Source organism: Pseudomonas sp. MRSN 12121 (assembly GCF_000931465.1).
GTDB lineage: Bacteria > Pseudomonadota > Gammaproteobacteria > Pseudomonadales > Pseudomonadaceae > Aquipseudomonas.
In genome coordinates this window covers 5,028,582-5,044,810 of record NZ_CP010892.1, presented here as the reverse complement: position 1 = coordinate 5,044,810, position 16,229 = coordinate 5,028,582, and the positions used below count along the sequence as shown (strand labels likewise).

General features: G+C 65.9%; 14 protein-coding genes. 8 read left to right on the top strand and 6 right to left on the bottom strand.

The genetic code is table 11. From position 1 onward, the window contains the following. Window positions 1–95: 95 nt before the first annotated feature. From TO66_RS22755 to TO66_RS22740, 4 genes are all read left to right on the top strand, one after another. Window positions 96–614: an ankyrin repeat domain-containing protein gene (locus TO66_RS22755; protein WP_044464380.1), complete on the top strand. Its 519-nt coding sequence runs from the start codon at window positions 96–98 to the stop codon at window positions 612–614. Window positions 615–706: 92 nt separating this feature from the next. Continuing rightward, entirely contained in the window at window positions 707–1,237 is a 531-nt protein-coding gene (locus tag TO66_RS22750) for a hypothetical protein (protein ID WP_044464379.1), read from the top strand. Window positions 1,238–1,324: 87 nt separating this feature from the next. Beyond that, window positions 1,325–1,516 carry a PLDc N-terminal domain-containing protein gene (locus TO66_RS22745; RefSeq protein ID WP_044464378.1) on the top strand — a complete coding sequence of 64 codons (192 nt, stop codon included), beginning with the start codon at window positions 1,325–1,327 and terminating at the stop codon, window positions 1,514–1,516. 324 nt (window positions 1,517–1,840) lie between these two features. Continuing rightward, window positions 1,841–3,934, top strand: a complete 2,094-nt coding sequence (locus tag TO66_RS22740) for an LTA synthase family protein (protein WP_044464377.1) — start codon at window positions 1,841–1,843, stop codon at window positions 3,932–3,934. Between the two features lie 70 nt (window positions 3,935–4,004). Here the strand turns inward: TO66_RS22740 and TO66_RS32875 are convergent, their stop codons facing one another. Continuing rightward, window positions 4,005–4,157 carry a DUF3309 family protein gene (locus tag TO66_RS32875; RefSeq protein ID WP_022640148.1) on the bottom strand — a complete coding sequence of 51 codons (153 nt, stop codon included), beginning with the start codon at window positions 4,155–4,157 and terminating at the stop codon, window positions 4,005–4,007. A gap of 306 nt (window positions 4,158–4,463) precedes the next feature. On the opposite strand from TO66_RS32875, the gene TO66_RS22730 reads away from it, so the two are divergent. Continuing rightward, window positions 4,464–5,279, top strand: coding sequence for an SDR family oxidoreductase (locus TO66_RS22730; RefSeq protein WP_044464376.1), 816 nt, complete (start codon window positions 4,464–4,466; stop codon window positions 5,277–5,279). 64 nt (window positions 5,280–5,343) lie between these two features. Further along, window positions 5,344–5,676: a YnfA family protein gene (locus TO66_RS22725; protein ID WP_044464375.1), complete on the top strand. Its 333-nt coding sequence runs from the start codon at window positions 5,344–5,346 to the stop codon at window positions 5,674–5,676. Window positions 5,677–5,691: 15 nt separating this feature from the next. Here the strand turns inward: TO66_RS22725 and TO66_RS22720 are convergent, their stop codons facing one another. The 5 genes from TO66_RS22720 to mnmC all read right to left on the bottom strand — a co-directional run bounded on the left by TO66_RS22720 (window position 5,692) and on the right by mnmC (window position 13,069). Next, the gene (locus tag TO66_RS22720; protein ID WP_044464374.1) at window positions 5,692–5,919 is read right to left on the bottom strand and encodes a YheU family protein; all 228 of its coding nucleotides are present in this window, start codon (window positions 5,917–5,919) and stop codon (window positions 5,692–5,694) included. A 101-nt stretch (window positions 5,920–6,020) separates the two neighbouring features. Next, a complete protein-coding gene (locus tag TO66_RS22715; RefSeq protein ID WP_044464373.1) occupies window positions 6,021–7,205 on the bottom strand; it encodes an osmoprotectant NAGGN system M42 family peptidase in 1,185 nt (394 codons plus the stop codon). Window positions 7,206–7,299: 94 nt separating this feature from the next. Beyond that, window positions 7,300–9,045 (bottom strand): N-acetylglutaminylglutamine synthetase, encoded by a 1,746-nt coding sequence (gene ngg / locus TO66_RS22710; RefSeq protein ID WP_044464372.1) that lies wholly within the window; start codon window positions 9,043–9,045, stop codon window positions 7,300–7,302. A gap of 3 nt (window positions 9,046–9,048) precedes the next feature. Continuing rightward, window positions 9,049–10,821: an N-acetylglutaminylglutamine amidotransferase gene (locus TO66_RS22705; protein ID WP_044464371.1), complete on the bottom strand. Its 1,773-nt coding sequence runs from the start codon at window positions 10,819–10,821 to the stop codon at window positions 9,049–9,051. Window positions 10,822–11,071: 250 nt separating this feature from the next. Continuing rightward, a complete protein-coding gene (mnmC, locus tag TO66_RS22700) occupies window positions 11,072–13,069 on the bottom strand; it encodes a bifunctional tRNA (5-methylaminomethyl-2-thiouridine)(34)-methyltransferase MnmD/FAD-dependent 5-carboxymethylaminomethyl-2-thiouridine(34) oxidoreductase MnmC (RefSeq protein ID WP_044464370.1) in 1,998 nt (665 codons plus the stop codon). A 141-nt stretch (window positions 13,070–13,210) separates the two neighbouring features. Here mnmC and pap point away from each other — a divergent pair, with 141 nt between their 5' ends. Together pap and TO66_RS22690 are read left to right on the top strand one after the other, a co-directional pair. After that, window positions 13,211–14,722 (top strand): polyphosphate:AMP phosphotransferase, encoded by a 1,512-nt coding sequence (gene pap, locus TO66_RS22695; RefSeq protein WP_044464369.1) that lies wholly within the window; start codon window positions 13,211–13,213, stop codon window positions 14,720–14,722. A 147-nt stretch (window positions 14,723–14,869) separates the two neighbouring features. Continuing rightward, a complete protein-coding gene (locus TO66_RS22690; RefSeq protein WP_044464368.1) occupies window positions 14,870–16,054 on the top strand; it encodes a thiolase family protein in 1,185 nt (394 codons plus the stop codon). Window positions 16,055–16,229 lie beyond the last annotated feature (175 nt).

Sequence of the window (16,229 nt, the reverse complement as noted above, 5' to 3'; positions counted from 1 at the left end):
CTGGCTATCGCCGCTCTTGAGAAAAAAGGGATGACAGGGCCGGAGCGGCTTGGGGACACTAGCGACTTTCCGATTGGCCGAACGTGGAGTTTCCGATGTCAGACAAAAGCCGCCAGATGACCGCAGAAGAGGCCGCCGAATTTACCGAGCAGGTCTTCAATGTCGCCCGTCAAGGCGATGCCCAGATGCTCGACAAGCTGGCGAGCAGCGGTCTGCCGGTCAACCTGCGCAATCACAAGGGCGACACCCTGCTGATGCTGGCCGCCTACTACGGGCATGTGGAGGCGGTGCAAGTGCTGCTCAAGCACAAGGCCGACCCCGAGATCCGTAACGACAACGGCCAGAGCCCGATCGCCGGAGCCGCCTTCAAGGGCGACCTGGCGGTGGTCAAGGCGCTGGTGGAAGGCGGCGCGCAAGTGGAGGGGGCATCGTTCGACGGGCGTACCGCGCTGATGATGGCGGCGATGTTCAACCGCTGCGAAATCGTCGATTACCTGATCGGCCAGGGCGCCGATCCGCGAGCCACCGACGCCAATGGCGTGAGCGCCCTGGACGCGGCGAAGACCATGGGCGCCGTCGACACCACTGCGCAGTTGCAGAAGTTGCTGGGCTGACTCCGCCGCCGGGCGTCGTCGCGGCGGTAGGTGCGCGGGACGGGTTTAGGCTATCCTGCGCGCCCGCCATTGCCCCGTCACAGGATTCACCCATGCAAACCGTCCTCGCCGAACTCATCACCCGCATCAGCTCCGGCTGCATGGGCGAAGCAGAAATCCTGCGGATCGCCGACGAAGCCGCCCAGGCCTACGCCGATCCCCAGGCCTTCCTGGCCGCCAACCCGGACATCAACTACGACGACAGTTTCCCGATCCCGCTGGGCGAGTGGGTCGTGGTGGGCAGCCTGCCGGACACCGTACTGTTCCAGGCCGACACCTATATGGACCTGTTCGCGCAGATCGTCGCCTCTTTCGGCCCGGGCGTGGCGTTCAACATCAAGCCCAAGCAGTTGGCCAAGACCGAGGCGCTGACCGCGCTCAACCGCATCCAGATCCAGATGGGCAGCATGAACCCGGAAAACGGCGGCTACGTGCTGCTGAACTTCAGCCAGTTGCTGGACGACGAGTTGCAAATGGTCCTGGTCTACGGCAACGACGTGCCGCGCGTACTGGCGCTGTGCGCCGAGGTCGGCATCGCTGCCGCGCCTGCCCTGGAAGCGCTCAAGGTCGCGGTTCACGTCTAGTCGTGCGGCGGGCGCGCGGGCGATAAAAGGAACCCTGGCGCTGGCCGGCTATCCTAAGGGGGCAAGCCCTCACTTAGGAGCGACATCATGGGTTCTACCTTCAATGGCCTGGTCGGACTGATCATCCTCGCGCTGGATATCTGGGCAATCATCAATGTGCTTAAAAGCAGCGCCGAAACCGGGATGAAAATCCTCTGGGTCCTGCTGATCGTCCTGCTGCCGGTACTGGGCCTGATCATCTGGGCGATTGCCGGGCCGCGTGGCAACGTGCGGCTCTGAAGGCTGGCGCGGACTTGGGGAAAAGGGCCAGCAGGCCCTTTTTTATGTGACCAAATATGCGTTGCACGAAATTTTCACAAAGCCTCCATGACAATCCGCCAGCGCTGTTTTCGGGCCCGACGCCCTGCGATCTCCGGTCATGTCCCCTGATTCCAGGCCCTTGCAGGCCAGGTGCTGGCGCCTGCCAGTAATCAATGGCAATGCCGCTGCCGATCGTGCAACATTTGCGCACCGCGCCATCCCCCAGGCCTGCAGTGGCTAGAAGAGGGGCAGAGCGCAGCTGGATTTTTCAAAACTTCAACTTCCATTGGGTCCTAAAACGATATGGCAAACCCGGACGCCCTGAGTCAGCAGCGAGCCTCGAGTCGCCTGCTGCAACCGACCGTCAAATCGCACCTGGCTTATACGCTGCTCTGCGCGTTGGTCATGATGGTCATGCTGTCTTTGCTGCGCCTGGCGCTGCTGGTCTACAACCGCGAGATGATTCTCGACACCCCGGCCTCGACCTTCCTTGAAGCCTTCGCCAACGGCCTGCGCTTCGACCTGCGCCTGGTGGTCTTCTTCTGCGTGCCGCTGCTGCTGGCCCTGTTCAGTGCCCGCGCCATGGCCGCCCGCGGCTTCTTCCGCTTCTGGTTGACCGTCGTCTCGAGCATCGCGCTGTTTCTCGGCCTGATGGAGATGGACTTCTACCGCGAGTTCCACCAGCGCCTCAACGGCCTGGTCTTCCAGTATGTGAAGGAAGACCCCAAGACCGTGATGAGCATGCTCTGGTACGGTTTCCCGGTGGTGCGCTACCTGTTGGCCTGGGCCGTCGGCACCTGGCTGCTGAGCCTGGCGTTCAAGGGCGCCGACCGCGCGACCCGGCCACGCGGCCCGTTCAGCGGCGGCAGCATCGGCACCCGCCAGGTCGCGCCGTGGTACGCCCGTAGCGTCGTGTTCGTGGTCTGCCTGCTGATCTGCGTGGTCGCCGTACGTGGCACCTTGCGTCAAGGTCCGCCGATGCGTTGGGGCGATGTCTACACCACCGAATCGAACTTCGCCAACCAGCTGGGCCTCAACGGCACGCTGTCGCTGGTCGAGGCGGCCAAGAGCCGGATGGGCGAGGATCGCAGCAATATCTGGAAAGCCACCTTGCCGCAGCCCGAGGCGCAGCAAGTGGTGCGCGACCTGCTGCTGGTGCCGGACGACAAGCTGGTGGACGCCGACATCGCCGCCGTGCGCCGCGACTACACGCCGCCGGCCGACAAGACCCTGCCGATCAAGAACGTGGTGGTGATCCTGATGGAAAGCATGGCCGGCCACTCGGTGGGCGCGCTGGGCGGTCCGGGCAACATCACCCCCTACCTGGACAAGCTGTCCAAGGAAGGCCTGCTGTTCGACCGCTTCTTCTCCAACGGCACCCATACCCACCAGGGCATGTTCGCCACCATGGCCTGCTTCCCCAACCTGCCGGGTTTCGAATACCTGATGCAGACCCCGGAAGGCAGCCACAAGCTGTCCGGCCTGCCGCAGGTGCTCAGCGCCCGCAAGTATGACGACGTGTACGTCTACAACGGCGACTTCGCCTGGGACAACCAGTCGGGCTTCTTCAGCAACCAGGGCATGACCAACTTTGTCGGTCGCAACGACTTCGTCAATCCGGTGTTCTCCGATCCGACCTGGGGCGTGTCCGACCAGGACATGTTCGACCGTGGCCTGCAAGAGCTGAAGGCGCGGGAAAACGGCAAGCCGTTCTATGCCTTGCTGCAGACCCTGTCCAACCACACCCCGTATGCCTTGCCGACGCCATTGCCGGTCGAGCGCGTGACCGACCGTGGCAGCCTGAACGAACACCTGACCGCCATGCGCTACGCCGACTGGGCCCTGGGCCAGTTCTTCGAGAAGGCGCGCAAGGAGCCGTACTTCAAGGAAACCCTGTTTGTCATCGTCGGTGACCACGGTTTCGGCAACGAGCGCCAGATCACCGAAATGGACCTGGGCCGCTTCAACGTGCCGATGCTGATGATCGCCCCGGGCATCCAGGAGAAGTTCGGCCAGCGCAACCACACCGTGGGCACCCAGGTCGACATCGTGCCGACCATCATGGGCCGCCTGGGCGGCGAAGTGCGTCACCAGTGCTGGGGCCGCGACCTGCTCAACCTGCCGGAAGGCGACACCGGCTTCGGTGTGATCAAGCCGTCGGGCAGCGAGCAGACCACCGCCATCGTCACCGCCGACCAGATCCTGGTGCTGCCGAAAGAGAAGGAAATGGCGCCGAAGATCTACCAGTACGAGCTGGGCGCCAACCCGCACGCCGAAGTGGTGCCGGACGCTCCGCGTACCGCCGAGCTGAAGCACAAGCTGGAAGCCTTCCTGCAAACCGCCACCAAGAGCCTGCTGGATAACACCGCGGGCGTGGTGCACGGCACGCCGGACTGACAGCGCGCGCTGATTAAAAAAGAGGCCTTCGGGCCTCTTTTTTTTGGGGCTGGCTACAACACGCCGACAGCTATATCCGGCCCAGCAACAGCAGGACCAGCAGGACCACCAGTACCACGCCGATGACGCCGGACGGCCCGTAACCCCAGCTTCTGGAGTGCGGGAACACCGGAAGACCACCGATCAGCAGGAGAATCAGAATAATGATCAGGATTGTGCCCATGTCGTTTTTCCTTATTGGATGATCGAGAGGCGACGGCAGGTCCGGACGTATCGATCCGAACCGCTTAAACATTCGGACTGCCTGCCTTGAAGGATGATTCCAAGTTTTTTCCAGCTTTTTGGATTGCCGGTCCGGGTGCCCGCGAACCGGGGCGCAAGGTCGGGCGAGCGCGGCGCCAAAGGTGCCGGGAAGTCGCACCGAGGCCCCGGTTTGCCTGGGGCATTCAGCAATCTGATGGTGCGTGGGGGGTACAAAATCCTTCGCTACACTGCGCCCCATCTTCCCCGGAACAACAAGGCAACTCTTATGCAAAATCGCATGATGATCACTGGCGCCGGATCCGGCCTGGGTCGCGAAATCGCTCTGCGCTGGGCGCGCGAGGGCTGGCAGTTGGCCTTGTCCGATGTCAGTGAACCCGGCCTGCAGGAAACCCTCAGGCTGGTGCGCGAAGCGGGCGGCGATGGTTTCGTGCAACGCTGCGACGTGCGCGACTACAGCCAGCTGACCGCCCTGGCTCAGGCCTGCGAGGTCAAGCTCGGCGGCATCGACGTGATCGTCAATAACGCCGGGGTGGCGTCCGGCGGCTTCTTCAGCGAGCTGTCCCTGGAAGACTGGGACTGGCAGATCGCGATCAACCTGATGGGCGTGGTCAAGGGCTGCAAGGCGTTCCTGCCGTTGCTGGAGCAGAGCAAGGGGCGGATCGTCAATATCGCCTCGATGGCGGCGCTGATGCAGGGCCCGGCCATGAGCAACTACAACGTGGCCAAGGCCGGCGTGGTGGCGCTGTCGGAAAGCCTGCTGGTCGAGCTGGCCCAGGCGGAAATCGCGGTGCACGTGGTCTGCCCGTCGTTCTTCCAGACCAACCTGCTGGATTCGTTCCGCGGCCCGACCCCGGCGATGAAGGCGCAGGTCGGCAAGTTGCTGGAAAGCTCGCCAATCAGTGCGGCGGACATCGCCGACTACATCTACACCCGGATCGCCGCCGGTGAGTTCATGATCCTGCCCCACGAGCAGGGCCGCCTGGCCTGGGCCCTGAAGCAGAAGAACCCGCAGGCGCTGTACGACGAAATGACCGTCATGGCCGACAAGATGCGCGCCAAGGCCCGCCAGAACGCCAGCTGAACTTGCTCCCGGCCCGGGGCATCGTTAGGGTGGCCGGCATCTGGCCTTCCTGACGAGACCTCCCATGCTCAACTACCTGTGGTTTTTCCTCGCCGCGCTGTTCGAAATCGCCGGCTGCTATGCCTTCTGGATGTGGCTGCGCCAGGGCAAGAGCGCCTGGTGGGTGGTTCCGGCGCTGGCGAGCCTGATGCTCTTCGCCCTGTTGCTGACCAAAATCGAGGCGACCTATGCCGGCCGCGCCTATGCGGCGTACGGCGGGATTTACATCATCGCCTCGATCGGCTGGCTGGCGGTGGTGGAGCGGGTGCGGCCCCTGGGCTCCGACTGGCTGGGGGTGGCGCTGTGCGTGGTGGGTGCGAGCATCATCCTGTTCGGGCCGCGCCTCACCAACGGTTGAGGTCCCGGCCGGGGCTCAGTCGAACAACTCTTTGGGCACGTCGTGCTTGAGCATCAACTGGCACTGCTCGCTGTCCGGATCGAAGACGATCACCGCCTGGCCCTTGGCCAGGGCCTGGCGCACCCGCAGGACGCGGGTTTGCAGCGGGGTGTCATCGCCATTGTCGGTGCCGTCGCGGGTGACGAAGTCTTCGATCAGGCGGGTCAGGGTGTCGACTTCCAGTTGGTCGTGGGGAATCAGCATAGGGGGCCTCCGGCAAACAATCCCGGATCCTACTGCGCCGGGCCCCGCGCGGCCAGGCAAACCTTGCCCGGGCCGCGGTTTTTCACCTCGGTTTTTTCACTCTAGGACTTTTGCCCCACGAGGCTGTCCACCGAGGGCACCCGGGTGTCGCTCTCCATCTGGGCGTCGTGTTCCAGCTGGTGGCTGAAGCGGTCCAGGGAGCCCTGCGCCGGTTGCGCATCGCTGGCGAACACCGGCGGACTGAGCATGTAGGCGCCCAGCAGACGGCTGAGGGCCGCCAGGCTGTCGATGTGGGTGCGTTCGTAGCCATGGGTGGCGTCGCAGCCGAAGGCCAGCAGGGCGGTGCGGATGTCATGGCCGGCGGTGACCGCCGAGTGGGCGTCGCTGAAGTAATAGCGGAACAGGTCGCGGCGTACCGGCAGCTCGTGTTCCGTGGCCAGACGCAGCAGGTGCCGCGACAGGTGATAGTCGTAGGGCCCGCCGGAATCCTGCATGGCCACGCTCACCGCGTGTTCGCTGGAGTGCTGGCCGGCGGCGACCGGCGCGATGTCGATGCCGACGAATTCGCTGACGTCCCAGGGCAGGGCCGCCGCCGCGCCGGTGCCGGTTTCCTCGGTGATGGTGAACAGCGGATGGCAGTCGATCATCAGCGCCTCGCCGCTGTCGACCACCGCCTTGAGCGCGGCCAGGAGCGCCGCGACCCCGGCCTTGTCGTCGAGGTGGCGGGCGCTGATATGGCCGCTTTCGGTGAACTCCGGCAAGGGGTCGAACGCCACGAAATCACCGATGCCGATCCCCAGGGATTCGCAGTCGGCGCGTGTGGTGCAGTAGGCGTCCAGGCGCAACTCGATGTGATCCCAGCTGATGGGCATCTCGTCCACCGCGGTGTTGAAGGCATGCCCGGAGGCCATCAACGGCAACACGCTGCCGCGCAACACGCCGTTGTCGGTGAACAGGCTGACCCGGCTGCCCTCGGCGAAGCGGCTGGACCAGCAGCCCACCGGGGCCAGCGTCAGGCGGCCGTTGTCCTTTACCGCGCGCACGCTGGCGCCGATGGTGTCCAGGTGTGCCGAGACGGCGCGGTCCGGGCTGTTCTTCTGGCCCTTGAGGGTGGCGCGAATGGTCCCGCGGCGGGTCATCTCGAAGGGAATGCCCAGTTCCTCCAGGCGTTCGGCCACATACCGCACGATGGTATCGGTGAAGCCGGTGGGGCTGGGAATGGCGAGCATTTCCAGCAGGACTTTCTGCAGGTACGTGAGGTCCGGTTCGGGAAGGGATCGGGTCATGGAAACTCCTGGTGAAGTGGAGCCAGTGAGGGCGTTATCGCGGGCAAGTCGGATCGCCGCCCGCGATGAGGCCGATACGGTCAGCCCATGACGCTCAGGCCGCCGGCTGGCTATGGGGAAATAACAGGTCGACGAAGCGCTCCGCCGTGGGCTGGGGTTCATGGTTGGCCAGGCCGGCGCGCTCGTTGGCTTCGATGAACACGTACTGCGGCTGGTCCGCCGCCGGCACCATCAGGTCGAGGCCGACCATCGGGATGTCCAGCGCCCGGGCCGCCCGGATCGCGGCGTCCACCAGTTCCGGGTGGAGGATGGCGGTGACGTCTTCCAGGGTGCCGCCGGTGTGCAGGTTGGCGGTGCGCCGCACGAACAGCCGTTCGCCGGCCGCCAGGATGCTTGCGTAGTCATGGCCGGCGGCTTGCAGGGTGCGCTGGGTCTCGTGGTCCAGGGGGATCCTGCTTTCGCCGCCGGTGGCGGCCTGGCGGCGCCGGCTTTGCGCTTCGATCAGCTCGCCGATGGAATGCTGGCCGTCGCCGATCACCTCGGCCGGCCGGCGAATGGCCGCCGCGACCACCTCGAAGCCGATCACCAGGATGCGCAGGTCCAGCCCTTCGTGGAAACTTTCGAGCAGCACCCGGCTGTCGAACCTCCGCGCCGTGTCGATGGCCTGTTGCACCTCCTCGATCGTGCGCAGATCCACCGCCACGCCCTGGCCCTGTTCGCCGTCGAGCGGCTTGACCACCACCCGCTCGTGCTCGTCGAGAAACGCCAGGTTGTCGTCGGCGTTGCCCGCCAGTTGTTGCGCCGGCAGGTTCAGCCCGGCGTTTTTCAGCACCTTGTGGGTCAGGCTCTTGTCCTGGCACAGGCTCATGCTGATGGCGCTCGTCAGGTCGCTCAGCGACTCGCGGCAGCGCACCCGGCGCCCGCCATGGCTGAGGGTGAACATCCCCGCGGCAGCGTCGTCGACTTGCACGTCGATCCCGCGGCGGTGGGCCTCCTCGACGATGATCCGCGCATAGGGGTTGAACGGCGCCTCGGGCCCCGGGCCGAGGAACAGCGGCTGGTTGATGCCGTTCTTGCGCTTGATGGTGAAGCTGGGCAGGGGACGGAAACCCAGCTTGGCGTACAGGCACTTGGCCTGGCGGTTGTCGTGCAGCACCGACAGGTCGAGGTAGCTCAGGCCGCGGCTCATGAAGTGTTCGACCAGGTGCCGGACCAGCACTTCGCCGACCCCCGGCCGGGTGCAGTGCGGGTCCACCGCCAGGCACCACAGGCTGCTGCCGTGCTCGGGGTCGTGGAACGCCTTGCGATGATCCAGGCCCATGACGCTGCCGATCACCGCGCCGTTGTCCTCGTCTTCGGCCAGCCAGTACACCGGGCCGCCGGCATGCCGTGGCGTCAGCAGGCTCGGGTCGACCGGCAGCATGTTGCGCGCCAGGTACAGCTGGTTGATGGCCTGCCAGTCCGCGGTGCTTTGCGCCCGGCGGATGCGGAAACCGCGAAACACCCGGGTGGCCTGGCGGTAATCGCTGAACCACAGGCGCAGGGTGTCCGACGGGTCGAGGAACAGTTGGGTGGGCTCCAGTCCGAGAATCTGCTGGGGCGCGGCGACATATAGGGCGATGTCGCGTTCGCCGGGGTTTTCGTTGAGCAGCTCCTCGGCCAGGCTCGTCGGGTCGGGGAAGGTGTGGCCGATCAGCAGCCGGCCCCAGCCGCAATGCACGGTGATGGGATCGGTGGCGCTGGCGCTGCGGTCTTCGGCAAGACGGGCCTGCAGCCGCTCGTAGGACGGCGCCTGGCCGCGCTGCAAGCGTTGGCTGTAGGCCGTGGCATGGGGTTTCATCAGTCAGATTCCTTGTTCGCTGAGCCACAGGTTCAGCGCGGCCAGTTGCCAGAGCTTGGAGCCGCGCAACGGCGTCAGTTGGCCTTGTGGGTCGGTCAGCAGGCGGTCAAGCATCGCGGGGTCGAAGAGGCCGCGATCCTGGCTCGGGTCGAGCAGCAGTTCGCGCACCCAGTCCAGGGTGTCGCCCTGCAAGTGCTTGAGGCCCGGCACCGGGAAGTAGCCTTTCTTGCGGTCGATCACTTCGCTGGGAATCACCAGGCGCGCGGCTTCCTTGAGCACCTGCTTGCCGCCGTCGGGCAGCTTGAACCTGGCGGGCACGCGGGCCGACAGCTCCACCAGCCGGTAGTCGAGGAACGGTGTGCGGGCCTCCAGGCCCCAGGCCATGGTCATGTTGTCCACTCGCTTGACCGGGTCGTCGACCAGCATCACCGTGCTGTCCAGGCGCAGGGCCTTGTCCACCGGTGCGTCGGCGCCGGGCTGGGCGAAATGCTCGCGCACGAAATCGCCGGCGGCGTCGTTGGCCACTAGCCACTGCGGCTGCACGGTGGCGGCGTAGTCGTCGTAGCTGCGGTCGAAGAACGCCTGGCGGTAGGCGCTGTAGGGATCGCTGGCGCCGTCCACCTGCGGGTACCAGTGGTATCCGGCGAACAGCTCGTCGGCGCCCTGGCCGCTCTGCACCACCTTGCAGTGCCGGGCGACCTCCCGGGACAGCAGGTAGAAGGCGATGCAGTCGTGGCTGACCATGGGTTCGCTCATGGCGCGGAACGCCGCGGGCAGCTGTTCGATGATTTCGCGCTCGTCGATGCGCAACTGATGGTGGTCGGTGCCGTAGTGGCGGGCGATCAGGTCCGAATACTGGAACTCGTCGCCGCGCTCGCCGCCGGCATCCTGGAAGCCGATGGAGAACGTCGACAGCTGCTCCACGCCGACCTCCCGCAGCAGGCCGACCAGCAGGCTCGAATCGACCCCGCCGGACAGCAGCACGCCGACATCCACCGCCGCCCGTTGGCGGATCGCCACCGCCTCGCGGGTACTCTCGAGCACCCGGTCGCGCCAGTCCTCCAGGGTCAGCCCGGTTTCATCGGCGCGAGGGCCGTAGGGCAGTGTCCACCAGATGTGCTGCTCGCTGCGGCCGTCGGCCTCGATTCGCATCCAGGTCGCCGGCGGCAGTTTTTCGATGCCCGCCAGCAGGGTGCGCGGCGCCGGCACCACGGCATGGAAATTCAGGTAGTGGTTGAGCGCCACCGGATCGAGTAGCGGGTTGATATCGCCGCCCTTGAGCAGCGCCGGCAGGGCCGAGGCGAAGCGCAGGCGCTGGCCGGTGCGCGACAGGTACAGCGGTTTCACCCCCAGCCGGTCGCGGGCGAGGAACAGGCGCTGGGCGTCGCGCTCCCAGATGGCGAAGGCGAACATGCCGTTGAGCCGTGGCAGCAGGTCGGCGCCCCAGGCGTGGTAGCCCTTGAGCAGCACTTCGGTGTCGCCGCCGGAATAAAAGGCGTAGCCCAGGCTTTCCAGTTCGGCGCGCAGCTCGGGGAAGTTGTAGATCGCGCCATTGAAGGCCAGGGACAGGCCCAGTTGATTGTCGATCATCGGCTGGGCCGAGCCGTCCGACAGGTCCATGATCTTCAGGCGCCGGTGGCCGAGGGCTATCGGACCCTGGCTATGGAAGCCCCAGGCATCGGGGCCGCGAGGGGCGAGGTGGTGGGTGATTCGTTCGACCGCTGCCAGGTCGGCGGGTCGGTGATCAAAACGTAGTTCTCCAGCTAATCCGCACATAAGTCCTTACCGGTTTTTCCGTTGGGGAGGGGTCAAGCCATACCGGGCAAAAACAGCCGGGTACCCGGAAACTGACCCAGGTGAAACCCTGGAGTTTTAGACCGATGGGTTATAAGTGGCGGAAGGGAGTGCGCTGCTGGCCGAGGTGAAGGCCTTGATATGTCTGGAGTTTTGCCTCGGCGGCAGGGGCCGTGGGCGTTTGCGGCGGGTGCTGCGGCGATGCCGGGGGCGCTGGCATCGCCGTCCGGTTTCAGGGCTTGCCGCGAATCAACCGACGCAAGGCAAAGCGATTGGGGTGACAGGCTTCAGCCACGCTGCGCGGCAAGGGCAGCGGTTCGTGGTCCAGCCAGGCAGCCAGCAATTCGCCCGACAGCGGCGCGGTGATCAGCCCGCGCGAGCCATGGCCGCTGTTGACGTACAGGCCCTCCAGCCAGGGGCAGGGCAGGTCCGGAACCTGGCGCGCATCCCTGCCCAGCACGGCGTAGGTCTCGGCGAAGGCCGCCTGGTCCGCCAGCGGGCCGACGATCGGCAGGTAGTCCGGGCTGGTGCAGCGGAAGGCCGCGCGGCCTTCCAGGGCCTCGGGTTGCAATTGCTCGGCTTCCAGGCGCTCGCGCAGATCCGTGGAGATCTCCTCGAGCAGCGCCAGGTTGCCCGCATGCTCGGCGGCGGTTGGCGTCAGGTCGAGGCTGGTGAAATCGAAACTGGCGCCCAGGGTGTGTTCGCCCAGCCGCCCGGGCGCGACATAACCTTCGGCGCAGACCACCGTGGCCAGGCTCTGGCTGCGGGCGGTCTGCGGCAGGCGGGTGATTTGCCCGCGAATACGCTTGAGCGGCAACCCGGCGCTGGCCGGGAAACGCTTGATCTCGGCGGCGCCGGCGAGGATCACCACCGCGGCGCTGGCCAGCAATCGCTCGCCGTCCCAGGCCTGCCACTGGCCGTCGACCCGGCGCAGTTCCAGTACATCGTGATGCGGCAGCAGCTCGATCCGCGGGTGTGCGGCTTGCCATTGGCACAGGGCCGGCGGATGCACCCAGCCACCCTCCGGATAGAACAGCCCGCCATGTTCCAGGCCGATGCCGGCCACCGCCTCGGCCCGGGGCCGATCCAGCGGATGCAACAGGTCGGCCGGGAAAGCGGCCGCCAACTGCGCCTGGCGCTCGGCCTCCTTGGCGTTGAAGGCCAGTTGCAGCACGCCGCAGTCGTCCCAGTCGAGGCCCCGCTGCAACGACTCGAGCAGGCGCCGGGTGTAGCCGAAACCGCTGAGGATCATCTGCGACAGGGCGGTGCCGTGGGCCGAGAGCTTCAGGTACAGCACGCCCTGCGGATTGCCCGACGCCTCTTGCGCCAAGTGCCCGTGACGCTCCAGCAGGCTGACCCGCCAGCCCCGCGCGGCCAGGCTGGCCGCGCTGGCGCAACCGGCGAGGCCGGCGCCGATCACCAGCGCGTGTCGGTCCTGGACGCGTTGCGCCGGCCGGGCGAACCAGGGTTTGTTCGCCGCCGGCGCCGGCGTGTCTTCGGGCCAACCGAGGAACTCGCCGCGCAGCACTTCCCATTTGCGGCCGATGCCGGGGGTGCGCTTCATCTTGAAACCGGCGGCATTGAGCAGGCGGCGGACCCAGCCGGTGCTGGTGAAGGTGCTGATGCTTGACCCCGGCGCGGCCAGGCGCGCCAGTTCGGCGAACAGCTCGGCGGTCCACATTTCCGGGTTTTTCGCCGGGGCGAAGCCGTCGAGGAACCAGGCATCGACCTGGGCGTCGAGTTGCGGCAGTTGCTCCCGGGCGTCGCCGATCAGCAGGGTCAGGGTCACCCGGCCACCGTCCAGCACCAGGCGTTGAAACCCCTGATGCACCGCGACATAGGCCTGCACCAGGCGCGCGGCCAGTGGCGCCAGTTCCGGCCACAGGGCCAGGGCGCGTTGCAGGTCGGCGGGGCTCAGCGGGTATTTTTCCACGCTGACGAAGTGCAGGCGCGCGCTGGCGTCGGCCTGTTGCTCGAACAGCTGCCAGGCGCAGAGAAAGTTCAGCCCGGTGCCGAAACCGGTCTCGCCGATGACGAAGCGAGCTCCCGGCGCCAGCGCGGCTAAACGCTCGCGCAGGCGATTCTGTTCGAGAAACACATGGCGGGTTTCGTCCAGGCCCGATTCGCTGGAGAAGTACACATCGTCGAAGACCCGCGAACGCGGGCGGCCCTGGTCATCCCAGTCGAGCTGGGCGTGGGGCGCGGTGGCAGGGGGCAATTCAGCAGTCATGTTCGGCTCGGCGGCGGTAAGGCGGCCATTCTAGCCGATCGTCACAAGGGGTAATGATCCACGGCAAGGGGATCGCGGTTACCTGCCGACAAACCGGGTGTCGATCCGCTAGTCTTGCTCCATCTTGCCAGGGAGTCGCTCATGTTCGAATCAGCCGAGATCGGTCACGCCATCGACAAACAAACCTATGACGCCGAAGTGCCAGCCCTGCGCGAAGCCTTGCTGGAGGCCCAGTTCGAGCTGAAGCAGAAAGCCCTGTTCCCGGTGATCGTGCTGATCAACGGCATCGAGGGCGCCGGCAAGGGCGAGACGGTGAAGCTGCTCAACGAATGGATGGACCCGCGCCTGATCGAAGTGCGCACCTTCGACCAGCAGACCGACGAGGAACTGGCGCGGCCAGCGGCCTGGCGCTACTGGCGGATGCTCCCGGCCAAGGGCCGCATGGGGGTGTTTTTCGGCAACTGGTACAGCCAGATGCTCCAGGGGCGGGTCCATGGCCTGTTCAAGGACGGTCGGTTCGACCAGGCCATCGCCGCAGCCGAGCGCCTGGAGAAAATGCTCTGCGACGAAGGCGCGCTGATCTTCAAGTTCTGGTTCCATCTGTCCAAGAAACAGATGAAGGCCCGCCTCAAGTCGCTGCAGGACGACCCGCTGCACAGCTGGCGCATCAGCCCGCTGGACTGGCAGCAGTCGCAGACCTACGACAAGTTCGTCAAATACGGCGAGCGCGTCTTGCGCCGCACCAGCCGCGACTACGCGCCCTGGCATGTGATCGAGGGCATGGACCCGCATTACCGCAGCCTGGCGGTAGGCCGGATCCTGCTCGAAGGCCTGCAGAATGCCCTCAACCGGCCGGCGGTCGAAGTCGAGTCGCATGTGGCGCCGCTGGGCGAGCCGGTCGACCGGCTGACCCTGCTCGACAGCCTGGACATGACCCAGCGCCTGGACAAGGACGACTACGAAGAACAGTTGATTACCGAGCAGGCGCGCCTGGCTGGCCTGCTGCGCGACAAACGCATGCGCCGGCATGCCCTGGTGGCGGTGTTCGAGGGCAACGACGCGGCTGGCAAGGGCGGGGCGATCCGGCGGGTGGCCGCGGCCCTGGACCCGCGCCAGTACAGCATCGTGCCGATTGCCGCGCCGACCGAAGAGGAGCGGGCCCAGCCCTATCTGTGGCGGTTCTGGCGGCATATCCCGGCGCGGGGCAAGTTCACCATATTCGACCGTTCCTGGTATGGCCGGGTGCTGGTGGAGCGGGTCGAGGGCTTTTGCAGCCCGGCGGACTGGCTGCGTGCCTATGGCGAGATCAACGATTTCGAGGAGCAGCTCGAGGATGCCGGGGTGATAGTGGTCAAGTTCTGGTTGGCGATCGACAAAGAAACCCAGCTGGAGCGTTTCCAGGCTCGCGAGGAGATTCCGTTCAAGCGCTTCAAGATCACCGAGGACGACTGGCGCAACCGCGACAAATGGGATGCCTACCGCGCCGCTGTCGGCGACATGGTCGACCGCACCAGCACCGAGGTCGCCGCCTGGACCCTGGTGGAGGCCAACGACAAGCGCTGGGCCCGGGTCAAGGTGTTGCGCACCCTCAACCGGGCGCTGGAGGCGGCCTTCGACAAGTCCGACAAGAAAGAGCGCAAGGGCAAGAAATAAGCGGGTCGAACCGATGGCAGAGGGGGGGTGATAGCCCGCCATGACTGCAATGGTTTTGCATACGGCGGGTGAATGATCGTCGCGGTCGGGCAGGGGCTGGATCTATGCTCGAGCCACTCACAACCGACTCCAACAATGAGGTATGCCATGCGTGAAGTGGTGATCGTCGATAGCGTGCGGACCGGCCTGGCCAAGTCCTTTCGCGGCAAGTTCAACCAGACCCGTCCGGACGACATGGCCGCCCATTGCGTCAATGCGCTGCTCGACCGCAACGGCATCGACCCGGCCAGCGTCGAGGATTGCATCGTCGGCGCAGGTTCCAACGAAGGCGCCCAGGGCTACAACATCGGGCGCAACGTCGCGGTGCTTTCGCGGCTGGGCACCGGTACGGCGGGCATGACCCTCAACCGTTTCTGCTCGTCCGGCTTGCAGGCGATCGCCATCGCGGCCAACCAGATCGCCTCGGGGTGCAGCGACATCATCGTCGCCGGTGGGGTCGAGTCCATCAGCCTGACGATGAAAAGCGTCAACACCGACCACCTGATCAACCCTCTGCTCAAGGAGCAAGTGCCGGGGATCTACTTCCCCATGGGCCAGACCGCCGAGGTGGTCGCCCGGCGCTACAACGTGAGCCGCGAAGAACAGGACCTGTACGCCCTGCAAAGCCAGCAGCGTACCGCGGCGGCCCAGGCGGCGGGGCTGTTCGACGACGAGATTGTGTCGATGGCGGTGAAGTACCGGGTCGAGGATAAGCACAGCGGCCAGGTGCAGATTCTCGACGGCGTGGTCGATCGCGACGATTGCAACCGCCCGGACACCACCCTGGAGAACCTCGCCAGCCTCAAGCCGGTGTTCGCCGAGGACGGTTCGGTGACCGCGGGCAACTCCTCGCAACTGTCCGACGGCGCGTCCATGACCCTGGTCATGAGCCTGGAGCGCGCCCTGGCCCTGGGGCTCAAGCCCAAGGCGTTCTTCCGCGGTTTCACCGTGGCCGGCTGCGAGCCGGACGAAATGGGCATCGGCCCGGTGTTCTCGGTGCCCAAGCTGCTCAAGGCCAAGGGCCTGCAAGTGGCCGATATCGATCTCTGGGAACTCAACGAGGCCTTCGCGTCGCAATGCCTGTACAGCCGCAACCGGCTGGAAATCGACAATGCCCGGTATAACGTCAACGGCGGTTCGATCTCCATCGGCCACCCCTTCGGCATGACCGGTTCGCGCCAGGTCGGCCATCTGGTGCGCGAACTGCAACGGCGCAACCTGCGCTACGGCATCGTCACCATGTGCGTGGGCGGCGGCATGGGGGCCACCGGCCTGTTCGAAGCCGTGCGCTAAACCCATCGCGGGCAAGCCTCGCTCCTACAGGAACATTCGGTCCCGTAGGAGCGAGGCTTGCCCGCGATGCTGTTTGCGACCCGCACAATTCCATTTGCGTTAATCCCCCAACTGTCTCTGTGTGCGTTCCGGGCCGGGGGCCTAGAATGCGGGCTCTCTCCTCCTGGCTCTTGGG

Coding starts and splice junctions, on each gene's coding strand:
- TO66_RS22745 (WP_044464378.1), top strand. CDS start 1,325: ATGGGTTCTACCTTCAATGGCCTGGTCGGACTGATCATCCTCGCGCTG.
- TO66_RS32875 (WP_022640148.1), bottom strand. CDS start 4,157: ATGGGCACAATCCTGATCATTATTCTGATTCTCCTGCTGATCGGTGGT.
- TO66_RS22720 (WP_044464374.1), bottom strand. CDS start 5,919: ATGCTGATTCCCCACGACCAACTGGAAGTCGACACCCTGACCCGCCTG.
- ngg (WP_044464372.1), bottom strand. CDS start 9,045: ATGAAACCCCATGCCACGGCCTACAGCCAACGCTTGCAGCGCGGCCAG.
- TO66_RS22750 (WP_044464379.1), top strand. CDS start 707: ATGCAAACCGTCCTCGCCGAACTCATCACCCGCATCAGCTCCGGCTGC.
- TO66_RS22705 (WP_044464371.1), bottom strand. CDS start 10,821: ATGTGCGGATTAGCTGGAGAACTACGTTTTGATCACCGACCCGCCGAC.
- pap (WP_044464369.1), top strand. CDS start 13,211: ATGTTCGAATCAGCCGAGATCGGTCACGCCATCGACAAACAAACCTAT.
- TO66_RS22740 (WP_044464377.1), top strand. CDS start 1,841: ATGGCAAACCCGGACGCCCTGAGTCAGCAGCGAGCCTCGAGTCGCCTG.
- TO66_RS22725 (WP_044464375.1), top strand. CDS start 5,344: ATGCTCAACTACCTGTGGTTTTTCCTCGCCGCGCTGTTCGAAATCGCC.
- mnmC (WP_044464370.1), bottom strand. CDS start 13,069: ATGACTGCTGAATTGCCCCCTGCCACCGCGCCCCACGCCCAGCTCGAC.
- TO66_RS22755 (WP_044464380.1), top strand. CDS start 96: ATGTCAGACAAAAGCCGCCAGATGACCGCAGAAGAGGCCGCCGAATTT.
- TO66_RS22730 (WP_044464376.1), top strand. CDS start 4,464: ATGCAAAATCGCATGATGATCACTGGCGCCGGATCCGGCCTGGGTCGC.
- TO66_RS22715 (WP_044464373.1), bottom strand. CDS start 7,205: ATGACCCGATCCCTTCCCGAACCGGACCTCACGTACCTGCAGAAAGTC.
- TO66_RS22690 (WP_044464368.1), top strand. CDS start 14,870: ATGCGTGAAGTGGTGATCGTCGATAGCGTGCGGACCGGCCTGGCCAAG.